Genomic DNA, 22,828 nt, shown 5'->3' with positions numbered 1-22,828 from the left:
CGGATCAACACTCCAAGTCACCACTGTGGGGAGTCAATTGATGTACGACTACGACCTCCTGGTCGTGGGATCGGCCAACGCCGACCTCGTGATCGGCGTCGAGCGGCGGCCGGGCGCCGGTGAGACGGTCCTCGGTTCCGACCTGGCCGTCCACCCCGGCGGCAAGGGCGCCAACCAGGCGGTCGCCGCCTCCCGGCTGGGAGCCCGTACGGTCCTGCTGGCCCGGGTCGGCGACGACGCGCACGGCCGGCTGCTGCTCGACTCGCAGCGGGCCGCCGGTGTCGACACGGTGGGCGTGCTCGTCGGCGGTGCGCCGACCGGGGTCGCGCTGATCACGGTGGACCCGTCCGGCGACAACAGCATCGTGGTGTCGCCGGGGGCCAACGGAAAGCTGTTCCCCATCGACATCCAGGCCGCCGCGTGTCTCTTCCAGGCCGCCCGGGTGGTCTCCGTACAGCTGGAGATCCCGTTGGAGACGGTCGTGGAGGTCGTACGGAATCTGGCGGACTCAAGCCGCTTCGTGCTGAACCCGTCGCCGCCCCGGCCACTCCCGTCCGAAGTACTGGCCGCCTGCGACCCGTTGATCGTCAACGAGCACGAGGCGAAGGTGATCCTCGGGGACGCGTGTGTGAGCGAGCGGCCCGAGGACTGGGCGCGGATCCTGCTGGCGAAGGGGCCGCGTTCGGTGGTCGTGACATTGGGCGCGGAGGGCGCGTTGGTGGCCTCCAAGGACGGGGTCACGCGGGTGCCGTCCGTGACGGTGGACGCCGTGGACACCACGGGCGCGGGCGACGCGTTCACCGCGGCGCTGGCCTGGAAGCTGGGCACGGGCGTCGGCCTCGCGGAGGCGGCGGTGTACGCGGCCCGGGTCGGGGCGGTGGCCGTCACGAGGAAGGGCGCCCAGGACTCCTTCCCGACGGCGGACGAGGTCGCCGCACTGTGCTGTGCCGGCCCGGGGGACGCAGCATCCGACAGCGGCTCCGCCGCGGGCCGGACCCCCGGCAGCGAAGACGAGTCGGGCAGCGTGTCCGGAACACCCGAGCGAGGCGAATCCCCGTGAAGAAGGCAGGGATTCTCAACCGTCATCTCTCCGGTGCGCTCGCCGAGTTGGGGCACGGGGACGGGGTGCTGGTGTGCGACGCCGGTATGCCGATCCCCAAGGGGCCGCGGGTGGTGGACCTGGCGTTCCGGGCCGGGGTGCCGTCGTTCGCGGAGGTGCTGGACGGGCTGCTGGCCGAGCTGGTGGTGGAGGGCGCGACGGCGGCGAGCGAGGTGCGCGGCGCCAATCGGGCGGCCACGGCGCTGCTCGACGCCCGCTTCCCCGACCTCGATCTCGTCTCCCACGAGCGGCTCAAGGAGTTGTCGGCGGGTGCGCGGCTGATCGTACGGACGGGCGAGGCGCGGCCGTACGCGAACGTGCTGTTGCGGTGCGGGGTGTTCTTCTAGGGCCCGATCCAGGCTCGGGGTCAGGGTTCCGGGAACACCAGGGTCAGCCCGTACTGTCGCTCGGCGCGGTGCACGGCCGGGAGGAGTCTCGTGCGGAGGGTGCGGATCTCGGCGGTGCGGGCGGTGCGGAAGCCGGTGCGCAGGTGCAGGCGGGCGGGGGTGCGGACGGCCTCGACGGGGCGCATGCAGGTGGCGTAGACGCGACCCGACTCGGCTTCCACAGCCGGGAGTTCGGCCGCGGTGGCGGACTGCTGGCGGGCGTCGGCCATGGCCATGAAGGCCTGCTCGTCGCGGGCCTCGACGCCGTGCGCGGACAGGCAGCGGGACAGCCCTCGTCGGGCCCGGACGGTGGCGGGATCGCGATCCACGGAGCCGAGTTCGCCGAACCACCGCTGTTCCACCGGCAGGTAGATGTCACTCAGTACGGCCGCGGCCTGCGCGCCCTCGGCCCGGCAGCGGCGCACCTCCGCCGCGGTGCCGGTGTGGGCCGTGGAAGGGGCGGTCGTGGTGGCGGGGACGGCCGCGCTGGTGCTCAGGCCGTGCCGGGCGATGAAGTCCAGGTCGGGCAGGGCGAAGAAACGGATGAACGCGAGGGGGATCTCCTCGGGCAACGCGAATCCACCCCTGCGCGCGCAGTCGGCGGCGGCCGCCCGGCCCACCTGCTGCCCGAACACGTACAGGCCCTGGGTCCACCGGGTCTCGGCGCCCGTGGCCGGCAGGACCATGCGCACGGGGTCGTCCGGCAGGGTGTGGCCGAGGCGGGCCGGAGTCACCGGGGCGGCCCGGGTGCCGGACGGCCGGTCGGCGACGTCGGCGGCATGGGCGGAACACGCGGTGACGAGCAGCGCGACGGCCACCGCGAGGGCCGCGCGCACCAGGACCGGGCGCCGGAGCATCCGGGCACTCCTCTCCTCCCGCCGACCGGGGGCACCGTCCGGCGTGGACGGCACCCCCGGCGGATGCGGGACCGGGGTCAGTGGACGACCTTGACGGTGTCGCCGCCGTTCGCGGCACTCGCCACCGTGAACAGAGTGTTGTCGGAGACGTTGGTGCACAGCAACTCGCTGTTGACGGCGTAGCTGCCGTCATAGAGCCAGATGTAGCCCGCGTCGCAGGTTTTCCAGGAGCTGGTGGACGTGTGGTAGAGGCGACCGGCGTAGCCGTCGTAGCCGTAGACCGTCTTGTCGTCGACGTAGACGAGGTTGAGGTCGTTGCAACTGCTGGTCGACGACTTCCGCACCTGGGTGCCGACGCCCTCGTAGTTTCCGGTGGACAGGGTGCTCGTCGCACAGGCGGCCGGTGCGGCGGACGCGGTCGGCGCCAGGACCAGACAGGTGGCCGCGGCGACGAGCGCGAGCGCGCCGGCCGCGATGGCGTTCTTCATGGGTTCCCCCTTCGACAGTGGTCACGGGCGGGGCGGTTCGCTGCCCCCGCCGGTGCTTCGCCGGACACGTTGGCAGCGTGGGCCCGGTGCGGACGAGCACCTTCGAACTGGCTCGAATGTCGCTGGCCGGGCGGCGGAGGCCGTTGTTCCACCGGTGGCTGTGGGGCGGTCGGGGCGAAGGGTGTGGGTGGTGTTCGGCGCGCGAGGGTGCCGTGTGACGCGAAAGCGACTGCGCGGGCCTACGACTCGGCGGGCGCCGCGCGTACGGCCGGTGCGGTGGGGACCGGCCGGCGGAGCAGAGCCGCCCCGAGCGGGGTGAGTGTGTGCAGCACGGTGTTGCCGACGCGATGGCTGGTGGTCAGGCCGGAGTCGCGCAGGACCGTGGTGTGGTGGGTCGCGGTGGCGGGTGAGATGCCCAGGCGGCGCGCCAGTTCCGAGGTGGTCGCGCCGGACGCGACGCCGCGCAGTGCCGCCGCCCGGGTCCGGCCCAGCAGTGCGGCGAGGGAGGCGTCGGCGGGACGCACGGGGGCGGGCGGGCGCTTGTGGTGCAGGGGGTAGATCAGCACGGGCTGCAGCTGCGGGTCGGCCATGGAGACCGGCGACTGCCAGCAGAAGTAGGTGGGGACGAGGCGCAGTCCGCGGCCGTCGAGATACAGGTCCCGGTCCTCGACGTAGTCGATGTGGAGCACCGGCGGGTGCCAGCGCATGGACGGCGAGAGGCCGGAGAGCAGTCCGTCGACGCCGGTGTCGAGGACCTCGTGGGCGCGCAGGGCCCGTTCGCCGGTGAGCTCCGTGTGGATGCGGTCGTGGTGGGGGGCGACGACGGCGTCGTAGTAGGCGCGCAGGACCTTGGCCAGCTCCTCGCGCGCCGGGCGCTCCACCAGACGCGCGGCCCAGGTGGGCACCCCGCTCGAACTGCGCAGCAGGCCCAGCTCATGGGCGACCCGGGCGGGCGGGGTGTCGACGACCGCCGCGAGCCCGCGGTCCAGGCCGTCCGCCGACTCGGCGGGGGTGAGGAAGTCGGGCAGGTACCGCGCCCGGGGCAGAAGCGGGACGAGCAGCCGGCGTACGGCCGCGCCGAGCGGCGTGCCCGCGAGGGTGGCCCGGGCGCCGCGGTGCCAGTCGGCGTACGCCCAGCGGCCCTGGGTGGTCTGCAGCCGGTGCAGGGTGCAGACGACCTCCCAGAGCGGGTCGGGGTCGCTCGCGAGGCGGAGGCGTCTCAGGTCTTCGGGAGAGAAGTGGATCCGCAGCACTGCACCCGCCCCCGGCTCGGTCGTCCTTCGCCACATGATGGAGCGTGGGCGACGACCGTCACGGAGGCAACGTACGGATTCGGCCGCTTCTTCTTGTCCCGTCCGACGCGCTGGTTCCGGCCGGGGCACGGCGTGGGCGGCGCGAAGGCGGCACAAATTCGAGGGGGCCCGGTCCGTCGACCAAGCCCCCTCGGGTTTTCCCCTCCAGCATCAGAACCCCCGCGATCCCCCCAGATCCCCCTCCAAGAGTCCTGATGCCAAGTACGACCCGCATGGTGGGGAGAGGGTTGTACGACATCTTGAGAATTCTTCAAAACGGCTTCCGGGTGCCGACGAATCGGGGCGGACGTAGCGTTTCAGGCATGAGCGAAGACTCTGCTACGACCTTCCGCGACGACGTCCTCGACGAGCTGGGCGGCGACAAGGTCCAGGAGATCGCGGGCCTGCTGGGGACGGACGAGGCGGGCGCCCGGGACGTGGTCGGCACGACCGCGTCGGCGCTGTCCGGCGAGGCGGCGGCCGTCGGGACCGTGGAGACACCGCAGGAGGCTCCGCTCCAGGGCGTGGCCACGCTGGGCGGTTTCGCGACCGGTGGGCTCATGGCCGGGGTGCTGGCCAAGGCGGCCAGGCCGGTGGCGAACGCCGTGGCCAAGAAGACGGGGCTGCCGCCGGCGACCGTCACGCGGGTCGTCGAGATGCTGGTCCCGGTGGTGCTGACCGTGCTGACCAAGCGGGCGGCGAAGAAGAAGTAGCCCGTGCGGTGCGGGTGTTGGCCGGTCGGTACGGCATACTCCTGACCTCCTGTCCCACCCCGGATCGAACGGGGTGGGGCAGGGTTCAGGGGTGTGTCAGTGCGGGGCGGTCGGCGTCAGCGGACGGTGACCGAGACCGACTTGGACACGGCGGCGCCGTCCTTGACGCGCAGGACCTCGACGCCCTTCTTCTGGAACTTGTCGGTCAGCTTGTAGGCGCTGTGGCCGACCTTGGCGGTCACGGGCAGGGACTTCCACGTCGCACCGCTCTTGACCTGGAGCGTCACCTTGGTGCCCTCCTTCAGACCGGCGGTCTTGCCGGTGAAGGTGACCACGTCGCCGAGCTTCACGGCGGCGTGGTTGGCCTTGAGGGTGATGCTCCGCGCCGGGGCGGGCGCGGCGACGGCGGAGGTGGCGCCGGCGGCGACGAGCGCCGCGGAAACCACGGATACGGCGGCGATACGCACGTTCACAGATAACTCCTTGTTTTGTTTCTCGAATTACTTCTCTTATGCATCTCTCAGGCTTCTCTCATACGGGAGAAAGCCCGGAAGGCCGCGCTTCCGGGCTTTCTCCCGGCCCCGCGGCGAGCACGATCCTACAGACATGACCTGGGGAGATACGGTTCCGGAAAGCTCCGAAAAACCTAAATCGACAGGCTGGTCACAGGAATTGCGCACACCGCACCGACCCTGATCTGCATTTATAAGGAGGAGCTGTGTGAAGGTGGCTCTCACATTCCGGCAGCCGCCGGACGCGGACATGAAACTGCCCCGCACCGACGAATCGCCGATGCGGGGCAGAACACTCAGACAGTGACGAACTGCCGGTGCGAGCGGGTCGCTCACGGACTCATCGGATCACGTGCTCCACGAACCGCGCCGCCGTCTCGGCGAGCACCTCGCGCCCGTCCCGTGCCCACAGCCCGTCGTTGAACAACTCGACCTCGATGGGCCCGGTGTATCCGGCGGCCTCGACGTACGACAGCCACTCCCGCATGTCGATCGCACCGTCCCCGATCTGCCCGCGGCCGTTGAGCACGCCCTCGGGCAACGGGGTGGTCCAGTCGGCGAGTTGGAAGGTGTGGATACGGCCGCCCGCGCCCGCCCGGGCGATCTGCTCGGGCGCCCGGTCGTCCCACCAGATGTGGTACGTGTCCACCGTCACGCCGACCTGCTGTGCGGGGAAGCGCTCGGCGAGGTCGAGGGCCTGGGTGAGCGTCGAGACCACGCAGCGGTCGGAGGCGAACATGGGGTGCAAGGGCTCGATGGCCAGCCGTACGCCCCGCTCCTCGGCGTAGGGCCCCAACTCCCCCAGCGCGTCGGCGATCCGCTCCCGCGCGCCGTGCAGGTCCTTGGAGCCGGCCGGCAGACCGCCGGACACCAGGACCAGCGTGTCCGTGCCGAGGGTGGCGGCCTCGTCGACGGCCCGGCGGTTGTCGTCGAGGGCGCGGGCGCGCTCGTCCGGGTCGGTCGCCGTGAAGAAACCGCCCCTGCACAACGTTGTCACCGCGAGCCCCGCGTCGCGGACCAGCTTCGCGGTCGCCTCCACGCCGTACGACTGGACGGGCTCGCGCCACAGTCCGACGCCGGGGACGTCCAACTCCAGGCAGGCGTCCACCAGTTCGGGGATGCTGAGCTGCTTCACCGTCATCTGGTTGATGGAGAAGCGCGCCAACTCGGGATTGCTCACTGGGTCACTCCGTACAGGGCGAGCAGGTTCTTCATCCGTTCCTCCGCGAGCTTCGGGTCGGGGAACAGGCCCAGGCCGTCGGCGAGTTCGTAGGCGCGGGCGAAGTGCGGGAGGGAGCGGGCCGACTGGAGGCCGCCGACCATGGTGAAGTGCGACTGGTGGCCCGCGAGCCAGGCCAGGAACACCACGCCCGTCTTGTAGAAGCGGGTCGGCGTCTGGAAGAGGTGGCGGGACAACTCGACGGTGGGGTCGAGGAGTTCACGGAATCCGGCCGCGTTCCCGGTGTCCAGGGCCCGGACCGCCTCCGCCGCCAGCGGGCCGAGCGGGTCGAAGATGCCGAGCAGGGCGTGACTGAAGCCCTGGTCGTCGCCCGCGATCAGCTCGGGGTAGTTGAAGTCGTCGCCGGTGTAGCAGCGGACGCCCTGCGGCAGCCGGCGCCGGATGTCGATCTCCCGCTGAGCCTCCAGGAGCGACACCTTGATGCCGTCGACCTTGTCGGGGTGCGCGGCGATGACTTCGAGGAACGTGTCGGTGGCCGCGTCGAGGTCGGCCGAACCCCAGTAGCCCGCGAGCGCCGGGTCGAACATCGGGCCCAGCCAGTGCAGGACCACGGGCTCGGACGCCTGGCGCAGGAGATGGCCGTAGACCTCCAGGTAGTCCTCGGGCCCCTTCGCGACGGCCGCGAGCGCCCGGGACGCCATCAGGATGGCCTGCGCGCCCGACGCCTCGACGAGGGCCAACTGCTCCTCGTACGCGGCCTGTACGTCGGCCAGGGACGCCGGGCCGGTGAGCTGGTCGGTGCCGACGCCGCAGGCGATCCGGCCGCCGACCGCCTTGGCCTCGGCGGCGCTGCGGCGGATCAGCTCGGCCGCGCCCGCCCAGTCCAGGCCCATCCCGCGCTGGGCGGTGTCCATCGCCTCGGCGACACCGAGCCCGTGGGACCAGAGGTGGCGGCGGAAGGCGAGGGTGGCGTCCCAGTCGACGGCGGCGGGCGAGTCGGGGCTCGTGTCGGCGAAGGGGTCGGCGACGACGTGCGCCGCCGAGAACACCGTACGAGAGGTGAAGGGGGTGCCGGAGGTGACGGCGAGGGGTTCGGGCCGGGGTTCGTAGGACCGCAACCCGCCCTTGGAGTCGGGGAGTCGGATGGTCACAGGGTGATCTCCGGTACGTCGAAACGGCGGCCCTCGGCGGACGACTTCAGGCCCAGCTCGGCGAGCTGGACGCCGCGGGCGCCGGCCAGGAGGTCCCAGTGGTACGGGGCGTCGGCGTAGACGTGGCGGAGGAACAGCTCCCACTGGGCCTTGAAGCCGTTGTCGAAGTCGGTGTTGTCGGGGACTTCCTGCCACTGGTCGCGGAAGACCTCGGTGGCGGGGAGGTCCGGGTTCCAGACCGGCTTGGGGGTCGAACTGCGGTGCTGGGCACGGCAGTTGCGCAGACCGGCGACGGCCGACCCTTCCGTCCCGTCGACCTGGAACTCGACGAGTTCGTCGCGGTTGACGCGGACGGCCCAGGAGGAGTTGATCTGGGCGATGGCACCGCTGTCGAGTTCGAAGATGCCGTAGGCGGCGTCGTCGGCGGTGGCGTCGTAGGGCTTGCCGTTCTCGTCCCAGCGCTGCGGGATGTGGGTGGTGGCGATGGCCTGGACGGACTTGACGCGGCCGAACAGCTCGTGGAGGACGTACTCCCAGTGCGGGAACATGTCGACGACGATGCCGCCGCCGTCCTCCGCGCGGTAGTTCCACGACGGGCGCTGGGCGGTCTGCCAGTCGCCCTCGAAGACCCAGTAGCCGAACTCGCCCCGGATGGACAGGATGCGGCCGAAGAAGCCGCCGTCGATGAGCCGCTTGAGCTTGAGCAGACCCGGGAGGAAGAGCTTGTCCTGGACGACGCCGTGCTTGATGCCGGCGGCGTCGGCGAGGCGGGCCAGTTCCAGCGCGCTCTCGAAGTCGGTGGCCGTCGGCTTCTCGGTGTAGATGTGCTTCCCGGCCGCGATCGCCTTCCTGAGCGCCTCCTCGCGGGCCGAGGTGACCTGGGCGTCGAAGTAGATCTCGACGGTCGGGTCGGCGAGGACCGCGTCGACGTCCGTGGAGACGTTCGCCGGGTCCAGTCCGTGCTGCTCGGCAAGCGCCTTCAGCGCGTGCTCGCGGCGGCCTACGAGGATCGGTTCCGGCCACAGCACGGTTCCGTCGCCCAGGTCTAGACCACCCTGCTCGCGCAGTGCGAGGATCGAGCGGACGAGGTGCTGTCGGTAGCCCATGCGCCCGGTCACGCCGTTCATGGCGATACGCACCGTCTTGCGTGTCACGTGTTTCCCTTCGTCCGCATGCGTTTCAAGAACGCAGCAAGCGCTTTCTATATATGCAGAAGCTAGCCTTTGCCCACTGGTCTGTACAAGACCGTGATGGGGTCGAGTTGTTCGAGGGGGCGAACAGCGGGGGCAGATGGCCTTATCGTCTGCTCGGACGGGGGCTTCCTTTGGGCAGCCTGTGTACGACTGAGCAGCCTATGTACAACGGCGTACGACAAGATGCGCGACCGAAGATGCGCGACCGGAGGACGAACAACATGACGGTGACCCTGGCGGACGTGGCGGCCCGCGCCCAGGTCTCCCCCGCGACGGTGTCGCGCGTACTGAACGGCAACTACCCGGTCGCGGCCACCACCCGTGAGCGCGTGCTGCGGGCGGTGGACGATCTCGACTACGTCCTGAACGGGCCCGCGAGCGCACTCGCCGCGGCCACCTCCGACCTGGTCGGCATCCTGGTCAACGACATCGCCGACCCCTTCTTCGGGATCATGGCGAGCGCTATCCAGTCCGAGATCGGGGGACCCGGGGGGCGTGCGGGCGGGGAACGGCTGGCCGTGGTGTGCAACACGGGCGGCGCCCCGGAGCGCGAGCTGACGTACCTGACCCTGTTGCAGCGGCAGCGGGCGGCGGCGGTCGTGCTGACCGGCGGCGCCATGGAGAACGCGCCACACGCGGCGGCGGTCGCGGCGAAGCTGCGGAAGCTGGGCGAAGCCGGGACGCGGGTGGTGCTGTGCGGGAGGCCGCCGGCGCCGGACACGGGGGCGTTCGCGCTGACCTTCGACAACCGCGGGGGCGGGCGGGAGCTGACCGAGCACCTGATCGGGCTTGGGCATCGCCGGCTGGGCTACATCGCGGGCCCGGAGGAACGGACGACGACGCGGCACCGACTTGAGGGCCACCGGGAGGCGCTGGCCGCGCACGGGATCGTAGAGGACCCGCGATGGACCGTGCACGGGCGGTACGACCGGCGGTCGGGGTACGAGGCCACGCTGGAGCTGCTGCGGCGGGATCCGTCGTTGACGGCCGTGGTCGCGGCGAACGACTCCGTCGCGGTGGGGGCGTGTGCGGCGCTGCGGGAGTCGGGGCGGCGGATTCCGGACGACGTCTCGGTCGCCGGGTTCGACGATCTGCCGTTCAGCGTGGACGCGGTGCCTTCGCTTACGACGGTGCGGTTGCCGTTGTCGGAGGCGGGGGCCCGGGCGGGGCGGATCGCCATGGGGCGGGAGGAGCCGCCGCCGGGGGGGATCGCCACGGTTCGGGGGGAGTTGATGGTTCGGGGGTCTTCGGGGGTGCCGCGGAAGTAACGGCGGTCGGGAGTGGGCGTGTTGGGGCGCGGTGTTGCCAGGTCTACGCCCCAGGGCCCTTCGCTCGTTTTGGTTCGCTCGTTTTGGTTCGCTCGCTTTGGTTCGCTCGTTTTGGAGAGCCGGATGGCTTGTGGGAGTTGTTCCAGCGGATGGTTCCGGCTCCTCCGATACGGCCCCCAGGCGGTGGCCGCCGCAGGTGTGGAGACCGGCAGTTGCTGTCGGCCATCCTCGCCTCCCAGCGACTGGACCGTCACCGTTGGACCGCGGAGCGGACGGTGGCATGGTTGGCCGGGTGCCGCCGCCCGCGTCGTCGCTATGAGCGCGAGGCGATGCGTTTCCTGGCTTTGCGTCGCCGCTGCCTTGGTCTGCTCTACCGCCGACCGGCCGGGTCGAACGCCTCAGGGAACCGATTCAGGTCGGCCAGGCCCGGCACGTCGTGCGCAGCTCCACTTGCGGGGCTGCCGAAGACCCGTAGCCATCCCTCCTCTACCAGCAGACCACCGCAGTGCAGTACCACCGCGCCCAGGTACGACCTGGCCGTGATCTGCGGCTGAAGAATCGACGCCCTGCCCAGAGCGCTATCGGATGGAAGCACCTCGACAGACACCGGACTCGTGTCAAGTGCTGTCAGTTCCAACCGTCGAGTGAGACCTGTGCCCCGCCTGACACATAGTGCGGCAGGGCGCTGGCGGTGGTGTTCACGAACTCTTCGGGGATGGCGTCGGTGTCGACCCAACTGACCTGCGCGTGCTTGTGCGGTTCGCGGTTTTCGGGTTCGCCGGTCCATTTGAGGGCGGCGAAGACGACAGTAAGGACCCGTCGAACTCCAGGTACGCCAAGCACTGCTCGACCACTTGACGGTGACGAGCATCCAGCGCAGGAGGTGACCTCAATGCATGGGTCTGAGAAGTACTGACCGCCGCCAAGAAGTTGCCCTACGCTCCCCCAATGCCTCGTGCCCTGATCCTCGGCGGAACCGGTCTCGTCGGACGGGCGACCGCGCTGCGGTTGCTGAAGGCCGGTTGGCAGGTGGATGTCACCGGCCGGAACCCCGCTCACATGCCGCCCGAACTGAGCGCGCTCGGGGGCGAGTTCAGGGCAGTGGACCGCGCGGACTCCACCGCCCTGCGGGCCGCAGTCGGCGAGGGAACCGACCTCCTCGTCGACTGCCTCTGCTTCACCACCGCCGACACCCGTTCACTGCTGCCGTTGGCCGCGCACGCGACCTCCACCGTGCTGATATCCAGTCGAGCCGTCTACATCGACGCGGCGGGCAACCACGTCAACTCATCGACCCCGCCCCACTTCTCCGGCCCGATCTCCGAGACCCACCCGACCATGGCCCCGCGCGACGACATCGACTACCGCTCACGCGAGGGCTACGGCGCGAACAAGGTCGCCGCGGAGCAGGTCGCGTGGGAGAGCGGGTTGCCCATCAGTGTGTTGCGGCCGTCGCAGATTCACGGGGTCGGCGCGTCCCCGGCGCGTGAATGGGCCGTCGTCAAGCGGGTGTTGGACGACCGTACGGCCTTGCTGCTGGCCGATCGGGGCGCCGGGGTCGTCCACACCTCCGCCGCCGCGAATCTCGCCGCGCTCATCGAGACGGTCGCCGAGCGGCCGGGTAACCGCGTCCTCAACTGCGCCGATCCGGACGCGCCCAGCGCGCTGGAGATCTGCCGGGCGATCGCGGGGCACTTCGGCCATGAGTGGGAGGAGGTCCTGCTGGACGACACGGCACCTGCCGGCCTGGGCCGTACTCCCTGGGACTCCCCGCACCCGATCGTCCTCGACACCTCCGCCGCGACGGCACTCGGCTACCGGCCGGCCGGTACCTACGCGACCACGATCGCGCCCGCACTCGACCGGCTGGTGGAAGCGGCACGGAACGGCCAACCTCCCGTCGACGACGGGTACTTCGCGGAGTACCTCGACTATGCGGCCGAGGACGCGTTTCTTGCGGGGCGGGGCGGGCGGTCGGGGCGGTGACGAGGAAGGACGAGAGCGGGGAAGCGGCACTGCCCTGTCCAGGGCTCCCCGCCACGCGTTGCGTCACTGATGGAACCGCCACCGGCCTTCAGAGATGACATCCACCTTGCCGTCCCTGACGCGAACGGCCGTGTCGTCGTCGATGAAGTAGATCGGGAAGTCCGCCCGCGCAGCGATGCGATCGGCCCAGGCGTCGTCCCGCTCGGGGAAGTTCGGCGAGTACAGGTGGGGCTTGAGATACCAGTCGAAGAGACCGAACGGCGGCTCCACGGTCGTCGCGCCGAGCACGTGGAGGTCCGCGGTGTCCCCGATGACGTCGGCGGAGTGTCCGGTGAGATGGCGGCTGAAGATCATCGATCCGGCGCTGACCCCCACATAGACCCGGTTCTCCAGCGCCTCAAGGAAGCCGTCGGCCAGGCCGTTGCCGGTGATGCTGCGCGCGAGGTGATAGTGGTTGCCGCCCTCGACATAGATGACGTCGGCGCGGAGCAGCCGGTCGAGCACCAACTGCCGGGGCAGGCCGTTCAGCTCCAGGACGTCGAACTCCCGCCAGCCGAGGCCGTGCAGCCGGTTCATGTCCGCGACGAACCACCCGTGGTCGCCGGGCTCGGCGACGGATGCCGTGGGAACGAACACGATGTTCGCCGATCCGAACGGCTTTCCCAGCATGTCCCGCAGCGCATCCCGCAGCGTCTCGTTGCGCAGGCCACTCGCCGTCAACAGAAAGTTCATCGGGCGAGCCAAGCACGGCTGACGGCCCCGCGCAACGAACCCGGGATCCGCCCATACCGTCACGGCACGGCCGCGTCAGGAGCAGCCACTGAGGCACTGAAGTCCGTCATCCTGGATCGGTCGACTTACCTCCGCTCTCGGCGGCAACCGCTCAACCGGACTGTCCGGCCGACGACCACTCACCCATCCACTGCTCCGCGCCCCACGCCTCGAACCGCCCCACCTCGGTGAACCCCAGCTTCGCCGCGAGCCGCATCGAGCGGGCGTTGGCGGTCTGGGTGCAGAGGATCACCGGCTCGCCGGGAAGCGTGTCGGCGAACCAGGCGAGCGCCGCCGCGGATGCCTCGGCGGCGTACCCGCGCCCCCACGCCTCCGGCAGGAACAGGTAGCCGAGGTCGGCCTCCCCGGCGTCCGGACGGACCTGACTCCGGTGCTCCCCCTCGCGCCGGTTGAACTCGACGGTGCCGATCATCGCTCCGCCGAGTTCGATCACGAAAAGGCCGGGGCGCCGCCCCGGTATCTCGGGCACCGTGCGTTCGAGCTCGTCACGCGGTCGGGGGCCGCCGACGTACGCGCCCACCTCCGGCGATGCGAACAACTCGATGAACGCCGCACGGTCCCGGGCCTCGGACTCGCGGAGCACGAGCCGCTCGGTCCGGATCGGGGCAGGTGGCCACGCGACGGGGCCGAGTCCGGTCATGGCGGGCAACCTATCCCAGCCCAAAACCATGGACGCGCACCCCTCCTCAGTACTACGGTCAGAACCGCCATACCTCTGACTGAGTCAACTACCCTGAGCGACCACCGGGGATCGATCATGACCGTCCAGGACATCCGCGCCTTCAACCGCTTCTATACGAACGTCATCGGCGCCCTCGACTACAGCCGCCACCTCTACGCCCCGTTCACCCTCACCGAGTCCCGCGTCCTGTACGAACTCGCGCACTCCCCGCGTACGGACGCCGCCGATCTCCGTTCCGAACTCTCCCTCGACGCCGGGTACTTGAGCCGGATCCTGAACCGGTTCGAGCAGGACGGGCTGGTCGAACGGGCGCCCTCGGAGCGGGATCCGCGGCGGCGGCAGGTCACGCTCACCGTGCGGGGGCGGGAGACCGCCGAGTTGTTGGCCGAGCGGGCGGACGAATCCGTGGGGGCGCTGCTGGCGACCGTGCCGGACGCCGACCGGCCGCGGCTCGCCGAGGCGCTACGCACCGTACGGACCATTCTGTCGGTGTCGGACAAGCGGCGGCCACGGCCCGAGGACGTCGTGCTGCGGGAGCCGGGGCCCGGTGATCTGGGGTGGATCGTGCAGCGGAACGCGGCGCTGTACGCCGCCGAGTACGACTTCAACGCCGACTACGAAGGGCTCGTGGCGCGGATCGTCGCCGATTTCGCCGAGGATCACGATCCGCATCTGGAGCGGGTGTGGATCGCCGAGCTCGACGGGCGGGCGGTGGGGTGTGTGATGTGTGTACGGGACGATGCTCCGGGTACCGCCCGGCTGCGGTTGCTGCTCGTCGAGCCCGACGCGCGCGGGCTGCGGATCGGGGATCAACTCGTCTCGGCGGTCGTCGAGTTCGCGCGCGGGGTCGGTTATCGCGACCTCGTGCTGTGGACCAACGACATCCTCGGTGCCGCCCGCCGTATCTACCAACGGCATGGTTTCGTCCTCGCCGCCGAGAAGCCGCACCGCTCCTTCGGCCAGGACCTCGTCGGCCAGGACTGGCGGCTCGACCTGCACGAGCCACAGTGAGCGGTGACGAGTAGGGTCCCTGGCATGAAGCTCGCCTTCTCCACCCTCGGTGTCCCGGGCCTCCCCGTGGCCGACGTGCTGCACCTCGCCGTCACGCACGGCTACCACGGCGTCGAGCTGCGCGCGCATCCCGAGGAGCCCGTGCACCCTGGTATCGACGCCGCCCAACGAGCCGACGTGGCCGCCGAGTTCAAGGCATCCGGGGTCGAACTCCTGGGCCTCGCCGGGTATGCGCGGGTGGCCGCACCGGGCGACGACGACGCCGTACTCGCGGAGATCCGTGGACTGCTGGAACTGGCACGGGACTTGGGCGCGCCCTTCATCCGCGTCTTTCCCGGCGGCGGTACCGAGCAGCCCGTAGAAGAGGCCGACGCCACGGCCGCGCGGCGACTCGGTACGGCGGCGGAGTGGGGTGCCGATCTCGGCGTACGGGTCCTGCTGGAGACCCACGACTCGCACCGGACCGGTGCGGACGCGCTCCGCGTGCTCGGCCCGGTCGGGCACCGGCAGGTCGGTGCGCTGTGGGACGTCATGCACACCTGGCTCGGCGGCGAGCAGCCCTCGGAGACACTCGCCGCACTGGGCCCATACCTCGGATACGTCCAGGTCAAGGACATCGCCTCGGCCGACGACACCACCCCACTGCCCCTCGGCTCCGGCGTCCTCCCGCTCGCCGAGTGCGTCGAACTCCTCTCCCGGCACGCATGGGACGGATGGCTGTGCTGGGAATACGAGAAACGGTGGTACGACGCCGCCGCGCCACTCCCCGAACTGCTGACCGCCGGCCACGATCACCTGGCACGGCTGCTCAACGACTCCGCGTAACGCCCCGCCCCGACCTGGGATCCCGGCAGAGCACCTGCCGATGCGTATACGCCAACGTATACTCACCCTTATGTCCGATGCCATGATTCGTGTGCCTGCCGAGGTACGAGACCGCCTTGCCGTCCTCGCCGAGTCCCGGGGTACGTCAATCCGCTCCCTTGTCCAAGAGTTCGCGGAGACCACACTCACGGATGAGGAGCGGCGTGAACGGGCTGAGCGGACGCGCGCCTACCTGGCCGAGCACTTCGGGGTCGAGGTGACGGAGGAGGAGAGCGCGGCGATGGGCCGCAAGCTGCGTGACGCCTTCTCTCACGAACAGGGCATGGCCGCGTGATCCAGCACCACCTCGTAGTGGACACGCCCACGATCCTCGCGCTGTCCGGCAATCGTCAGGTGTCCGCGCTGATCCACCGGGCGCACTTCGAGCCCGAGACCCGCCTCTGGGCCCCCGTCCTGTCGATTCTCGAAGCAGACGCCGAGCACCTGGGGATCGCCGAGCATATCGGCCAGCTCGACGTCATCCACACCGTCGACCTCGACTACCCGGCGATGCTGGCCGTCACCCAGCTGCGCCGCGATGGCGTTCCGCCGGGGATCGCGGCCGCCATCCATGCTGTACGGCATCTTCCCGCGTGGGGCGCGGACGCACTGCTCGCCACCGTCGCCCCGAAGGCGTACGAAGGCCGGGGCCTGCCCGTGCTCGACCTCAACCGTTAGGCGCGGCAGGTCGGCCTGAGTGCGCGGCGCGCTGCTCACCGACCTGGCCGCGACGGTCCTCCGCACCGGCGCGGACGCGCTCCGCGTGCTCGGCCCGGTCGGGCACCGGCAGGTCGGTGCGCTGTGGGACGTCATGCACACCTGGCTCGGCGGCGAGCAGCCCCCGGAGACACTCGCCCCCCTGCTCCTCGGCTCCGGTGTCCTCCCGCTCGCCGAGTGCGTCGAGCTCCTCTCCCGGCACGCATGGGACGGCTGGCTGTGCTGGGAATACGAGAAGCGGTGGTACGACGCCGCCGCGCCACTCCCCGAACTGCTGACCGCCGGCCACGATCACCTGGCACGGCTGCTCAACGACTCCGCGTAAACGACTGGCGGCGCCGACGGGCCGCGGCTTAGGGTCCCCCGGTGCCTCCTCACCCCGCCCCGCGCCCTGTCATGCCCTCATGAGCCTCACCCGGACGTTGATCGACGTCCGGCCGTTGCGGACGTCCCCGGTGTTCCGGCGGTTGCTGATCGGGCGGACGGTGTCCGTGCTGGGCGCGTTCATGACCATGGTGACCGTCATGTACCAGGTCTGGGACATGACCCACAGCACGGTCTGGACGGGTGCGGTCGGGCTGGCGAACGCGGTGCCCACGGTGGTCGTCGGGCTGTTCGCCGGTTCCTGGGCGGACCGCGGCGACCGGCGGCGCATCTACCTCTTCAACACGGTCGGCCAGGCCGTCTGCTCGCTCCTCCTCGCCGTGCAGGGCTTCACCGGTCACGTCCCGGTGCTCGGCGTCCTCGCGCTGATCGCCGCGCAGTCGTGCTTCGGCGCGGTGGGCGGCCCGGCGTCGGGCGTGTTCATACCCCGGCTGCTGCCGAAGGACCAGGTGGCGGCGGGCCTGGCGCTCAACACCATGTCGTTCACGACCATGATGCTCGTCGGCCCCGCGCTCGGCGGCCTGCTGATCGGCTGGGCGGGCATCGGCGCCTGCTACCTGGTCGACGCACTCACCTTCCTCCTCGCCTTCTACGGCGCCTTCGGCCTGCCCGCGCTGCCGCCCGAGGGCGAACCGTCGCGGGCCGGACTGCACGGTGTCCTGGACGGCCTGCGTTTTCTGGCCGGTCACCGGGTGGTGCGCGGCGCGCTCCTCACCGACCTGGCCGCGACGGTCCTCGCGATGCCGGTCAGCCTCTTCCCTCTCATCAACTCCGAGCGTTTCGGCGGCAGTCCACGCACCCTGGGACTGTTCCTGTCGGCGATCTCCGTCGGTGGCATCACGGCCTCCGTCTTCTCCGGCGCGGTCACCCGGCTGGGCCGCCCCGGCCTGGTGATGCTGCTCGGCGCGAGCACGTGGGGCGCCGCGCTGGCGGCCTTCGGCCTGATGACGGACCCGTGGGCGGGCCTCGGGTTCCTCGCCCTGGCCGGCGCCGCCGACTCCACCTCCGTGATCTCCCGCAGCACGATCATCCAGACCCACACCCCGGACGCCCTCCTGGGCCGCGTCTCCGCCGCCGAACAGATCGTCGGCCAGGCGGGCCCCAACCTCGGCAACCTTCGCGGCGGCCTGGTCGCCGGCTGGACCTCGGGCGCGACGGCCCTGTTCACCGGTGGGCTGTTGTGCGTGCTGGCGGTGGCGGGCGTGGGGGCGAGCACCCCTGAACTGCGGACCGGCGGAACGGCTGCGCCGGACGAGCCATGAGCCGCGTCATCGCGCCCACCTGCGCGGACCGGCCCGGAGACAGCCCTACACCGGACGCCCCACAAGCCGTGTCGTCCCGTCCAGGCACCAGTCCAGCACCGCGGGCCACGAGCCGTAGCCCGCGACCAGGTCCAAGTGGCCCGCGCCCGGGATGAGTTCGGTGGAGATGCCGAACGGGTCGCCGTAGGCGGTGCGGGCGTTCTCCGGGCAGTGCGGGTCGTCGTCGCCGGCGACGAGGCGGACGTTTCCGGGAAGGGTGAAGTCGGGGGCGGGCGGGGCGAATCCGGCGACCTCCGGATACTGGGCGACCACGGCACGGGAGGGCGGTCCGACCAGGAGCACCCGGTCCGCCTCACCGCCCTGGACCTGCCCGCGGGCGACGGCGTGCAGCCAGAGCAGCGCCGAGGCACTGTGTCCGAGGACGACCCGCTCGGCGCCGGCGCTGTTCTTCAACTCGTCGAGACAGCGCGCGAGTTCACCCAGCCACACGTCCAGGTCGGGGGCGTCGGGGTCGGGCAGCTGGGGGTAGACGACGTGATGACCGAGTTCACCGAGCCGGTCGGCCAGCCAGTGCTGCCAGTGCTCCTTCGGGCGGTGGTTCTGCCAGCCGTGGAGGATGAGGTAGGAGTTCATGAGGGCGATGGTTTCCGATCACCGGCCGATCGGTCCAACTGAACGCGTACGCAACCCGGTTCTTCTCCGCCCCTCATGCCGGCAACTGCCCCCGCAGCACCCCGAACGCCTCATGGAAACCCGGGAAAGTCTTCCGCACACACCCCGGGTCGTCGAACGAGATACCCGGCACCCGCAACCCGGTCACCGCGAAGGACATGACGATGCGGTGGTCGCCGTAGGACTTGATCTCCGTACCTGTGACGGGAGTTGACCCCGGTCGGATCTCGATCCAGTCCGGCCCTGTCACCACCTCCACGCCCAACCGCCGGAGGCCCTCCGCGCAGGCCTCCAGTCGGTCGCACTCCTTCACCCGCGTGTTGCCGACGTCCTCGATGCGGACCGGGCCGGAGGCGAACGGGGCGATCGCGGCCAGCGTCGGCATGGTGTCCGAGATGTCGCGCATGTTGACCGTGAGGCCGCGCAGCTCGCCCGTGCCGCGCACCCGGGTGCCCTTCGTCCCCGTCTCCACCTCCGCGCCCATCCGGCGCAGTACGTCGACGAAGCCCAGGTCGCCCTGGAGCGCGCCCGCGCCAAGGCCCGGGACCGTGACCTCGCCGCCCGTCACCGCCGCAGCCGCGAAGAAGTAGCTCGCGGTCGACGCGTCCGGCTCGATGCCGTACGTGGTCGCCGTGTAGCCGCCCGGCGGGACCACGTAAACGGTGCCCTCCCTGCGGACCTCCACCCCGAACTCCCGCATCATCGCGATCGTGATCTCGACGTACGGCGCGGAGACCAGGTCCGTGACCCTGATCCGCAGGCCCTTCCTGGTCAGGGGGCCCAGCAGAAGCAGCGCGGTCAGGTACTGGGAGGACTGGCCGGCGTCCAGGACCACCTCGCCGCCCTCTACACCCGACGCCTCGACGCGCAACGGGTGGTGGCCCTCGGCCTCCTCGTGGCGCAGGTCGACGCCCAGGTCGCGCAGGGCCTGGGTGAGCGGAAGGAGCGGGCGGCGGCGCATCTGCGGTGACGCGTCGAAGCGGAAGCTGCCGTGCCCGGCCGCCGCGAGGGTGGGCAGGAAGCGGGCCGTCGTCGCGCCGTCCCGGCAGTACACGTCCGCCTCCGCGACCGCCGGTCCCTGCGGGCGGCCGTCGATCTGCCAGGTGTCCGGGGTCCGGGCCACGCGATAGCCGAGCCGGGTCAGGCCCTCGGCGAAACCCTCGGTGTCGTCCGAGCGGAGGGGGCGCCGGAGGGTGGTGACGCCGTCGGCCGCCGCCGCCAGGAAGAGCGCGCGGGCGGTGATGGACTTGGAACCGGGGATGTCGACTACGGGCATGCCCTCATGATCGGGCGGCGGCCGCCGCCCCGCCGGGACGTCCACGGGATGGACGACCGCCGTTCGCCCGTACGTCCCTGTGCGTGACCGCATCCGTCCCGTTGTGCACCGCTTCACCAACTTCCGGGAATCGGGCCGAAACGGGGAACCCGGACCCCTTCCGCTTCGTCCAAACCGCATGCTGTCGGATGAGTCTCCGTGGTGCGGCGTCGGCCTCGCTGCTGGCTGCGAAAGCTGACAACCCTCTCCTCCGTGCCGCGGCCGGCAGCAAGCCGTCATCGGCGCGCCCCCCTCCAACTGCGCCGATGGCGGCCCCCTGTCTGGGTACTGTGCGTTCCCTTGACTGGCAGAAACTTCCCGGATATTCGTGAAGTCTTGGAAGTTTCCTTCAGCGGATCCGAGGATCCGAAGTGGAACACCTCCGGAAGGAGCGCACGTGCCCTCCAGACGTACCGTCCTCGCCGCGACCATGGGCGTCACCGCGTCCCTCGCGGTCGGCGGCACCGCCCACGCCGACGACAAGAGACTCCGCTCGCTGATCTCCCGCATGACACTGCCGGAGAAGGTCGGCCAGCTGTTCGTGATGCGGGTCTACGGCCACTCCGCCACCGCCCCCGACCAGGCCGACATCGATGCCAACCTGAGCGAGATCGGCGTCCGCACGGCCGCCGAGCTGATCGCCAAGTACCGGGTCGGCGGCATCATCTACTTCACCTGGGCGCACAACACCCGCGACCCCCACCAGATCGCCGACCTCTCCAACGGCATCCAGAAGGCCTCCCTCAGCCAGCCGCGCGGGCTGCCCGTGCTCGTCGCCACCGACCAGGAACACGGCATCGTCTGCCGTATCGGCGCGCCCGCGACGCTCTTCCCCGGCGCGATGGCGATCGGCGCCGGCGGCTCCCTCAGCGACGCCCGCACCCTCGGCCGGATCTCCGGCGCCGAGCTGCGCGCGATGGGCGTCAACCAGGACTACTCCCCCGACGCCGACGTGAACGTCAACCCGGCCAACCCGGTCATCGGCGTACGGTCCTTCGGCGCCGACCCGGACGCGGTGGCCGGCCTCGTCGCCGCCGAGGTGAAGGGCTATCAGTCGGCTCAAGTCGCCGCGACCGCAAAGCACTTCCCGGGGCACGGCGACACCGCCGTGGACAGCCACTTCGGGTTTCCCGTCATCACGCACAGCCGCGAGGTGTGGGAGGCGCTCGACGCCGTCCCCTTCCGGGCGGCCGTCAAGGCGGGCATCGACTCGATCATGACCGCCCACATCATGGTCCCGGCCCTCGACGACTCCGGCGACCCGGCCACCCTCTCCCACCCGATCCTCACCGGCATCCTGCGCGGTGAACTCGGCTACGACGGGGTCGTGATCACCGACTCGCTGGGCATGCAGGGCGTACGCCAGAAATACGGCGACGACCGGGTGCCGGTGCTCGCGCTGAAGGCCGGCGTGGATCAGCTCCTCAACCCGCCCTCGCTGGACATCGCCTGGAACGCCGTCCTCAAGGCCGTGCGGGGTGGGGAGTTGACCGAGGCGCGGCTCGACGAGTCGATCCTGCGGGTGCTGCGGCTGAAGGCGCGGTTGGGGTTGTTCGAGGAGGCGTACGCCAGCCGGGCGGGCGTGGGCCGTACGGTCGGGAGCGCGGCGCACCTCGCCGCCGCCGACCGCATCGCCGAACGGACGACCACCCTGCTGGTCAACAAGGCGGGGCTGCTGCCGCTGTCCCGTCGTACGCACGGAAGGGTTCTGGTGGTCGGCGCCGATCCGGCCTCCCCCACAGGTACTACGGGGCCGCCCACCGGTGTGCTCGCGGCGGCCCTCGGGGAGTCGGGGTTCACGGCGACCGCCCGGTCCACCGGTACCGATCCCTCCGCCGCCGTCGTCTCGGGGGCCGTGGCCGCGGCGCGTGAGGCGGATGCGGTGATTGTGGCGACGTACAACGTCACGGCGAGCAGCTCGCAGAAGACGCTCGTCGAGCAACTGGTCGCCACCGGGACGCCGGTCGTGGCCGTCGCCGTCCGCAACCCCTACGATGTTGCCCAACTGCCAGCAGTCCCCGCCTACTTGGCGTCCTACTCCTGGACCGACGTCGAACTCCGGGCGGCCGCACGGGTGATCGCGGGCCGGGTCCGGCCGCGCGGGAAGCTCCCGGTGGCGGTGCGGCGCGCGGATGATCCGGCGCAGGTGCTGTATCCCGTCGGGCACGGACTGTCGTACTAGAGGTACGTTCCACCCCCGCCCCACCCCCGCCAACTGGCCCAAAGCCCCCCGCACGTCTGGCGTGTGCCCGCTGCCGCGGGTCACGCTGGGCGGGGGCAGTCGGGGGGATCGATGCGTGAGAGATGGTGCGTGGGGGTGGTGTGCGCGGTGCTGCTCGCCGTCCTGACGACGGGCTGCCAGGCCGCGAACGGTTCGGGATCCGGATCCGGATCCGGATCCGGATCCGGTGAGAGTGACGGACGGCTCGGCGGGAAGGCTTCCGCCTCGTCGGCGACCACCCAACCCTCCGGCTACGGCGCGGTGTTCCTCGCCGTCGACGAGTGCAGTTCCTTCGGTACGACGAGTTTCACCGAGGTGCCGTGCACCAGTGAACGGGCCGCCGCACGGGTCATCGCCCGCTACGACGGTGCTGTGAGCGGCGGTCCCGCCTGCCCGGCGACCACGGACTTCGTGCTGCACATCAGCGCCCAGGGATCATCGGGTGCGGGCGGCGACGGGATCGTGCCGAAGGGCTACGCCTGTATGCGCAACCTCGAACCGCCGCACCCCGGCGACCCGGGCGGCGGGGGCGGGCCTCGCACGATCGTCGGCGACTGTGTCTACGGCTCGGGCAGCGGACAGGTCCGTGAGACGGCGTGCGACGGCTCGGGGCAGAAGAAGCCGCAGTACAAGGTCGTCAAAGCCGTGCTCCGGCGCGCGAGTTGCCCCGCGTCGACGGCCCTGTACGTCCAGCTCGGCGGCGGGCAACCCGTGGGCTGCGCCCGGCCGGTGTAGTCGGATGACTGTCAACGGCCGGGCGCGGTACGGAGGTTGAGGACGGGC

Annotated in this window: 24 protein-coding genes and 2 pseudogenes; 13 read left to right on the top strand and 13 right to left on the bottom strand. The window is 70.9% G+C overall.

What is annotated here, in order from left to right:
- Positions 1–40 precede the first annotated feature (40 nt).
- Together ACFWP5_RS15805 and rbsD are read left to right on the top strand one after the other, a co-directional pair.
- Positions 41–1,060 carry a ribokinase gene (locus tag ACFWP5_RS15805; RefSeq protein WP_384155641.1) on the top strand — a complete coding sequence of 340 codons (1,020 nt, stop codon included), beginning with the start codon at positions 41–43 and terminating at the stop codon, positions 1,058–1,060.
- A complete protein-coding gene (rbsD, locus tag ACFWP5_RS15800; protein WP_384155638.1) occupies positions 1,057–1,446 on the top strand; it encodes a D-ribose pyranase in 390 nt (129 codons plus the stop codon). The genes ACFWP5_RS15805 and rbsD overlap by 4 nt, the downstream gene beginning before the upstream one ends.
- Before the next feature lie 20 nt (positions 1,447–1,466).
- Here the strand turns inward: rbsD and ACFWP5_RS15795 are convergent, their stop codons facing one another.
- The 3 genes from ACFWP5_RS15795 to ACFWP5_RS15785 all read right to left on the bottom strand — a co-directional run bounded on the left by ACFWP5_RS15795 (position 1,467) and on the right by ACFWP5_RS15785 (position 4,083).
- Positions 1,467–2,342 carry a hypothetical protein gene (locus ACFWP5_RS15795; protein ID WP_384155635.1) on the bottom strand — a complete coding sequence of 292 codons (876 nt, stop codon included), beginning with the start codon at positions 2,340–2,342 and terminating at the stop codon, positions 1,467–1,469.
- A gap of 77 nt (positions 2,343–2,419) precedes the next feature.
- Positions 2,420–2,830: a hypothetical protein gene (locus ACFWP5_RS15790; RefSeq protein WP_384155632.1), complete on the bottom strand. Its 411-nt coding sequence runs from the start codon at positions 2,828–2,830 to the stop codon at positions 2,420–2,422.
- A 239-nt stretch (positions 2,831–3,069) separates the two neighbouring features.
- The gene (locus ACFWP5_RS15785) at positions 3,070–4,083 is read right to left on the bottom strand and encodes an ArsR/SmtB family transcription factor (protein WP_384155629.1); all 1,014 of its coding nucleotides are present in this window, start codon (positions 4,081–4,083) and stop codon (positions 3,070–3,072) included.
- Between the two features lie 362 nt (positions 4,084–4,445).
- Here ACFWP5_RS15785 and ACFWP5_RS15780 point away from each other — a divergent pair, with 362 nt between their 5' ends.
- The gene (locus tag ACFWP5_RS15780) at positions 4,446–4,835 is read left to right on the top strand and encodes a DUF937 domain-containing protein (protein ID WP_384155626.1); all 390 of its coding nucleotides are present in this window, start codon (positions 4,446–4,448) and stop codon (positions 4,833–4,835) included.
- Positions 4,836–4,951: 116 nt separating this feature from the next.
- Here the strand turns inward: ACFWP5_RS15780 and ACFWP5_RS15775 are convergent, their stop codons facing one another.
- The 4 genes from ACFWP5_RS15775 to ACFWP5_RS15760 all read right to left on the bottom strand — a co-directional run bounded on the left by ACFWP5_RS15775 (position 4,952) and on the right by ACFWP5_RS15760 (position 8,832).
- The gene (locus ACFWP5_RS15775; protein ID WP_384155623.1) at positions 4,952–5,308 is read right to left on the bottom strand and encodes a hypothetical protein; all 357 of its coding nucleotides are present in this window, start codon (positions 5,306–5,308) and stop codon (positions 4,952–4,954) included.
- 379 nt (positions 5,309–5,687) lie between these two features.
- Complete coding sequence (locus ACFWP5_RS15770; protein WP_384155708.1) at positions 5,688–6,488, bottom strand: sugar phosphate isomerase/epimerase family protein; 801 nt, start codon at positions 6,486–6,488, stop codon at positions 5,688–5,690.
- Positions 6,489–6,523: 35 nt separating this feature from the next.
- Positions 6,524–7,678: a dihydrodipicolinate synthase family protein gene (locus ACFWP5_RS15765; RefSeq protein ID WP_384155620.1), complete on the bottom strand. Its 1,155-nt coding sequence runs from the start codon at positions 7,676–7,678 to the stop codon at positions 6,524–6,526.
- The gene (locus tag ACFWP5_RS15760; protein WP_384155617.1) at positions 7,675–8,832 is read right to left on the bottom strand and encodes a Gfo/Idh/MocA family protein; all 1,158 of its coding nucleotides are present in this window, start codon (positions 8,830–8,832) and stop codon (positions 7,675–7,677) included. Before ACFWP5_RS15760 ends, ACFWP5_RS15765 begins: the two co-directional genes overlap by 4 nt.
- A 260-nt stretch (positions 8,833–9,092) precedes the next feature.
- Between ACFWP5_RS15760 and ACFWP5_RS15755 the strand changes: the two genes are divergently transcribed.
- Positions 9,093–10,139: a LacI family DNA-binding transcriptional regulator gene (locus tag ACFWP5_RS15755; RefSeq protein ID WP_384155614.1), complete on the top strand. Its 1,047-nt coding sequence runs from the start codon at positions 9,093–9,095 to the stop codon at positions 10,137–10,139.
- Positions 10,140–10,509: 370 nt separating this feature from the next.
- Here the strand turns inward: ACFWP5_RS15755 and ACFWP5_RS15750 are convergent, their stop codons facing one another.
- Positions 10,510–10,776: a DUF2625 family protein gene (locus tag ACFWP5_RS15750; protein WP_384155612.1), complete on the bottom strand. Its 267-nt coding sequence runs from the start codon at positions 10,774–10,776 to the stop codon at positions 10,510–10,512.
- Positions 10,767–10,955: pseudogene (locus ACFWP5_RS15745) on the bottom strand (DNA mismatch repair protein MutT); the annotation flags it as partial. The gene ACFWP5_RS15750 and the pseudogene ACFWP5_RS15745, both read right to left, overlap by 10 nt.
- Positions 10,956–11,087: 132 nt before the next feature.
- On the opposite strand from ACFWP5_RS15745, the gene ACFWP5_RS15740 reads away from it, so the two are divergent.
- The gene (locus ACFWP5_RS15740) at positions 11,088–12,125 is read left to right on the top strand and encodes an NAD-dependent epimerase/dehydratase family protein (protein ID WP_384155609.1); all 1,038 of its coding nucleotides are present in this window, start codon (positions 11,088–11,090) and stop codon (positions 12,123–12,125) included.
- Between the two features lie 63 nt (positions 12,126–12,188).
- Here ACFWP5_RS15740 and ACFWP5_RS15735 read toward each other — a convergent pair whose 3' ends face one another.
- Positions 12,189–12,857 carry a Type 1 glutamine amidotransferase-like domain-containing protein gene (locus ACFWP5_RS15735; protein ID WP_384155606.1) on the bottom strand — a complete coding sequence of 223 codons (669 nt, stop codon included), beginning with the start codon at positions 12,855–12,857 and terminating at the stop codon, positions 12,189–12,191.
- A 151-nt stretch (positions 12,858–13,008) separates the two neighbouring features.
- Complete coding sequence (locus ACFWP5_RS15730) at positions 13,009–13,557, bottom strand: GNAT family N-acetyltransferase (RefSeq protein WP_384155603.1); 549 nt, start codon at positions 13,555–13,557, stop codon at positions 13,009–13,011.
- Positions 13,558–13,674: 117 nt separating this feature from the next.
- On the opposite strand from ACFWP5_RS15730, the gene ACFWP5_RS15725 reads away from it, so the two are divergent.
- The 6 genes and pseudogenes from ACFWP5_RS15725 to ACFWP5_RS15700 all read left to right on the top strand — a co-directional run bounded on the left by ACFWP5_RS15725 (position 13,675) and on the right by ACFWP5_RS15700 (position 17,837).
- On the top strand, positions 13,675–14,610 hold the full coding sequence (locus ACFWP5_RS15725) for a GNAT family N-acetyltransferase (RefSeq protein ID WP_384155600.1): 936 nt from the start codon (positions 13,675–13,677) through the stop codon (positions 14,608–14,610).
- A 24-nt stretch (positions 14,611–14,634) separates the two neighbouring features.
- The gene (locus ACFWP5_RS15720; RefSeq protein WP_384155598.1) at positions 14,635–15,435 is read left to right on the top strand and encodes a sugar phosphate isomerase/epimerase family protein; all 801 of its coding nucleotides are present in this window, start codon (positions 14,635–14,637) and stop codon (positions 15,433–15,435) included.
- Positions 15,436–15,505: 70 nt separating this feature from the next.
- Positions 15,506–15,769 (top strand): hypothetical protein, encoded by a 264-nt coding sequence (locus ACFWP5_RS15715; RefSeq protein ID WP_384155595.1) that lies wholly within the window; start codon positions 15,506–15,508, stop codon positions 15,767–15,769.
- Positions 15,766–16,152 carry a hypothetical protein gene (locus ACFWP5_RS15710; protein ID WP_366432601.1) on the top strand — a complete coding sequence of 129 codons (387 nt, stop codon included), beginning with the start codon at positions 15,766–15,768 and terminating at the stop codon, positions 16,150–16,152. The genes ACFWP5_RS15715 and ACFWP5_RS15710 overlap by 4 nt, the downstream gene beginning before the upstream one ends.
- 61 nt (positions 16,153–16,213) lie before the next feature.
- Positions 16,214–16,516 (top strand): annotated as a pseudogene (locus ACFWP5_RS15705) (sugar phosphate isomerase/epimerase family protein); the annotation flags it as partial.
- A gap of 79 nt (positions 16,517–16,595) precedes the next feature.
- Entirely contained in the window at positions 16,596–17,837 is a 1,242-nt protein-coding gene (locus ACFWP5_RS15700; RefSeq protein WP_384155592.1) for an MFS transporter, read from the top strand.
- A 45-nt stretch (positions 17,838–17,882) separates the two neighbouring features.
- On the opposite strand, the gene ACFWP5_RS15695 is transcribed toward ACFWP5_RS15700, so the two are convergent.
- Both ACFWP5_RS15695 and aroA read right to left on the bottom strand, forming a co-directional pair.
- The gene (locus ACFWP5_RS15695) at positions 17,883–18,470 is read right to left on the bottom strand and encodes an RBBP9/YdeN family alpha/beta hydrolase (protein ID WP_384155589.1); all 588 of its coding nucleotides are present in this window, start codon (positions 18,468–18,470) and stop codon (positions 17,883–17,885) included.
- Positions 18,471–18,543: 73 nt separating this feature from the next.
- Positions 18,544–19,785, bottom strand: a complete 1,242-nt coding sequence (aroA, locus tag ACFWP5_RS15690; RefSeq protein ID WP_384155586.1) for a 3-phosphoshikimate 1-carboxyvinyltransferase — start codon at positions 19,783–19,785, stop codon at positions 18,544–18,546.
- A 436-nt stretch (positions 19,786–20,221) separates the two neighbouring features.
- On the opposite strand from aroA, the gene ACFWP5_RS15685 reads away from it, so the two are divergent.
- Positions 20,222–22,006, top strand: coding sequence for a glycoside hydrolase family 3 protein (locus tag ACFWP5_RS15685; RefSeq protein WP_384155583.1), 1,785 nt, complete (start codon positions 20,222–20,224; stop codon positions 22,004–22,006).
- Between the two features lie 111 nt (positions 22,007–22,117).
- Positions 22,118–22,780, top strand: a complete 663-nt coding sequence (locus tag ACFWP5_RS15680) for a hypothetical protein (RefSeq protein WP_384155580.1) — start codon at positions 22,118–22,120, stop codon at positions 22,778–22,780.
- Positions 22,781–22,828 lie beyond the last annotated feature (48 nt).

Origin of the sequence: Streptomyces sp. NPDC058469, from assembly GCF_042721125.1 — a bacterium.
GTDB lineage: Bacteria > Actinomycetota > Actinomycetes > Streptomycetales > Streptomycetaceae > Streptomyces.
The sequence above is the reverse complement of the archived record's forward strand: the minus strand, read 5'-3'. Positions and strand labels throughout refer to the sequence as shown.

What these genes read in the sequence shown, in the direction of transcription:
- aroA (WP_384155586.1), bottom strand. Translation starts at nt 19,785, where the DNA reads ATGCCCGTAGTCGACATCCCCGGTTCCAAGTCCATCACCGCCCGCGCG.
- ACFWP5_RS15725 (WP_384155600.1), top strand. Translation starts at nt 13,675, where the DNA reads ATGACCGTCCAGGACATCCGCGCCTTCAACCGCTTCTATACGAACGTC.
- ACFWP5_RS15730 (WP_384155603.1), bottom strand. Translation starts at nt 13,557, where the DNA reads ATGACCGGACTCGGCCCCGTCGCGTGGCCACCTGCCCCGATCCGGACC.
- ACFWP5_RS15805 (WP_384155641.1), top strand. Translation starts at nt 41, where the DNA reads ATGTACGACTACGACCTCCTGGTCGTGGGATCGGCCAACGCCGACCTC.
- ACFWP5_RS15795 (WP_384155635.1), bottom strand. Translation starts at nt 2,342, where the DNA reads ATGCTCCGGCGCCCGGTCCTGGTGCGCGCGGCCCTCGCGGTGGCCGTC.
- ACFWP5_RS15790 (WP_384155632.1), bottom strand. Translation starts at nt 2,830, where the DNA reads ATGAAGAACGCCATCGCGGCCGGCGCGCTCGCGCTCGTCGCCGCGGCC.
- ACFWP5_RS15740 (WP_384155609.1), top strand. Translation starts at nt 11,088, where the DNA reads ATGCCTCGTGCCCTGATCCTCGGCGGAACCGGTCTCGTCGGACGGGCG.
- ACFWP5_RS15770 (WP_384155708.1), bottom strand. Translation starts at nt 6,488, where the DNA reads ATGACGGTGAAGCAGCTCAGCATCCCCGAACTGGTGGACGCCTGCCTG.
- ACFWP5_RS15695 (WP_384155589.1), bottom strand. Translation starts at nt 18,470, where the DNA reads ATGAACTCCTACCTCATCCTCCACGGCTGGCAGAACCACCGCCCGAAG.
- ACFWP5_RS15680 (WP_384155580.1), top strand. Translation starts at nt 22,118, where the DNA reads ATGCGTGAGAGATGGTGCGTGGGGGTGGTGTGCGCGGTGCTGCTCGCC.
- ACFWP5_RS15755 (WP_384155614.1), top strand. Translation starts at nt 9,093, where the DNA reads ATGACGGTGACCCTGGCGGACGTGGCGGCCCGCGCCCAGGTCTCCCCC.
- ACFWP5_RS15735 (WP_384155606.1), bottom strand. Translation starts at nt 12,857, where the DNA reads ATGAACTTTCTGTTGACGGCGAGTGGCCTGCGCAACGAGACGCTGCGG.
- ACFWP5_RS15700 (WP_384155592.1), top strand. Translation starts at nt 16,596, where the DNA reads ATGAGCCTCACCCGGACGTTGATCGACGTCCGGCCGTTGCGGACGTCC.
- ACFWP5_RS15720 (WP_384155598.1), top strand. Translation starts at nt 14,635, where the DNA reads ATGAAGCTCGCCTTCTCCACCCTCGGTGTCCCGGGCCTCCCCGTGGCC.
- ACFWP5_RS15780 (WP_384155626.1), top strand. Translation starts at nt 4,446, where the DNA reads ATGAGCGAAGACTCTGCTACGACCTTCCGCGACGACGTCCTCGACGAG.
- ACFWP5_RS15715 (WP_384155595.1), top strand. Translation starts at nt 15,506, where the DNA reads ATGTCCGATGCCATGATTCGTGTGCCTGCCGAGGTACGAGACCGCCTT.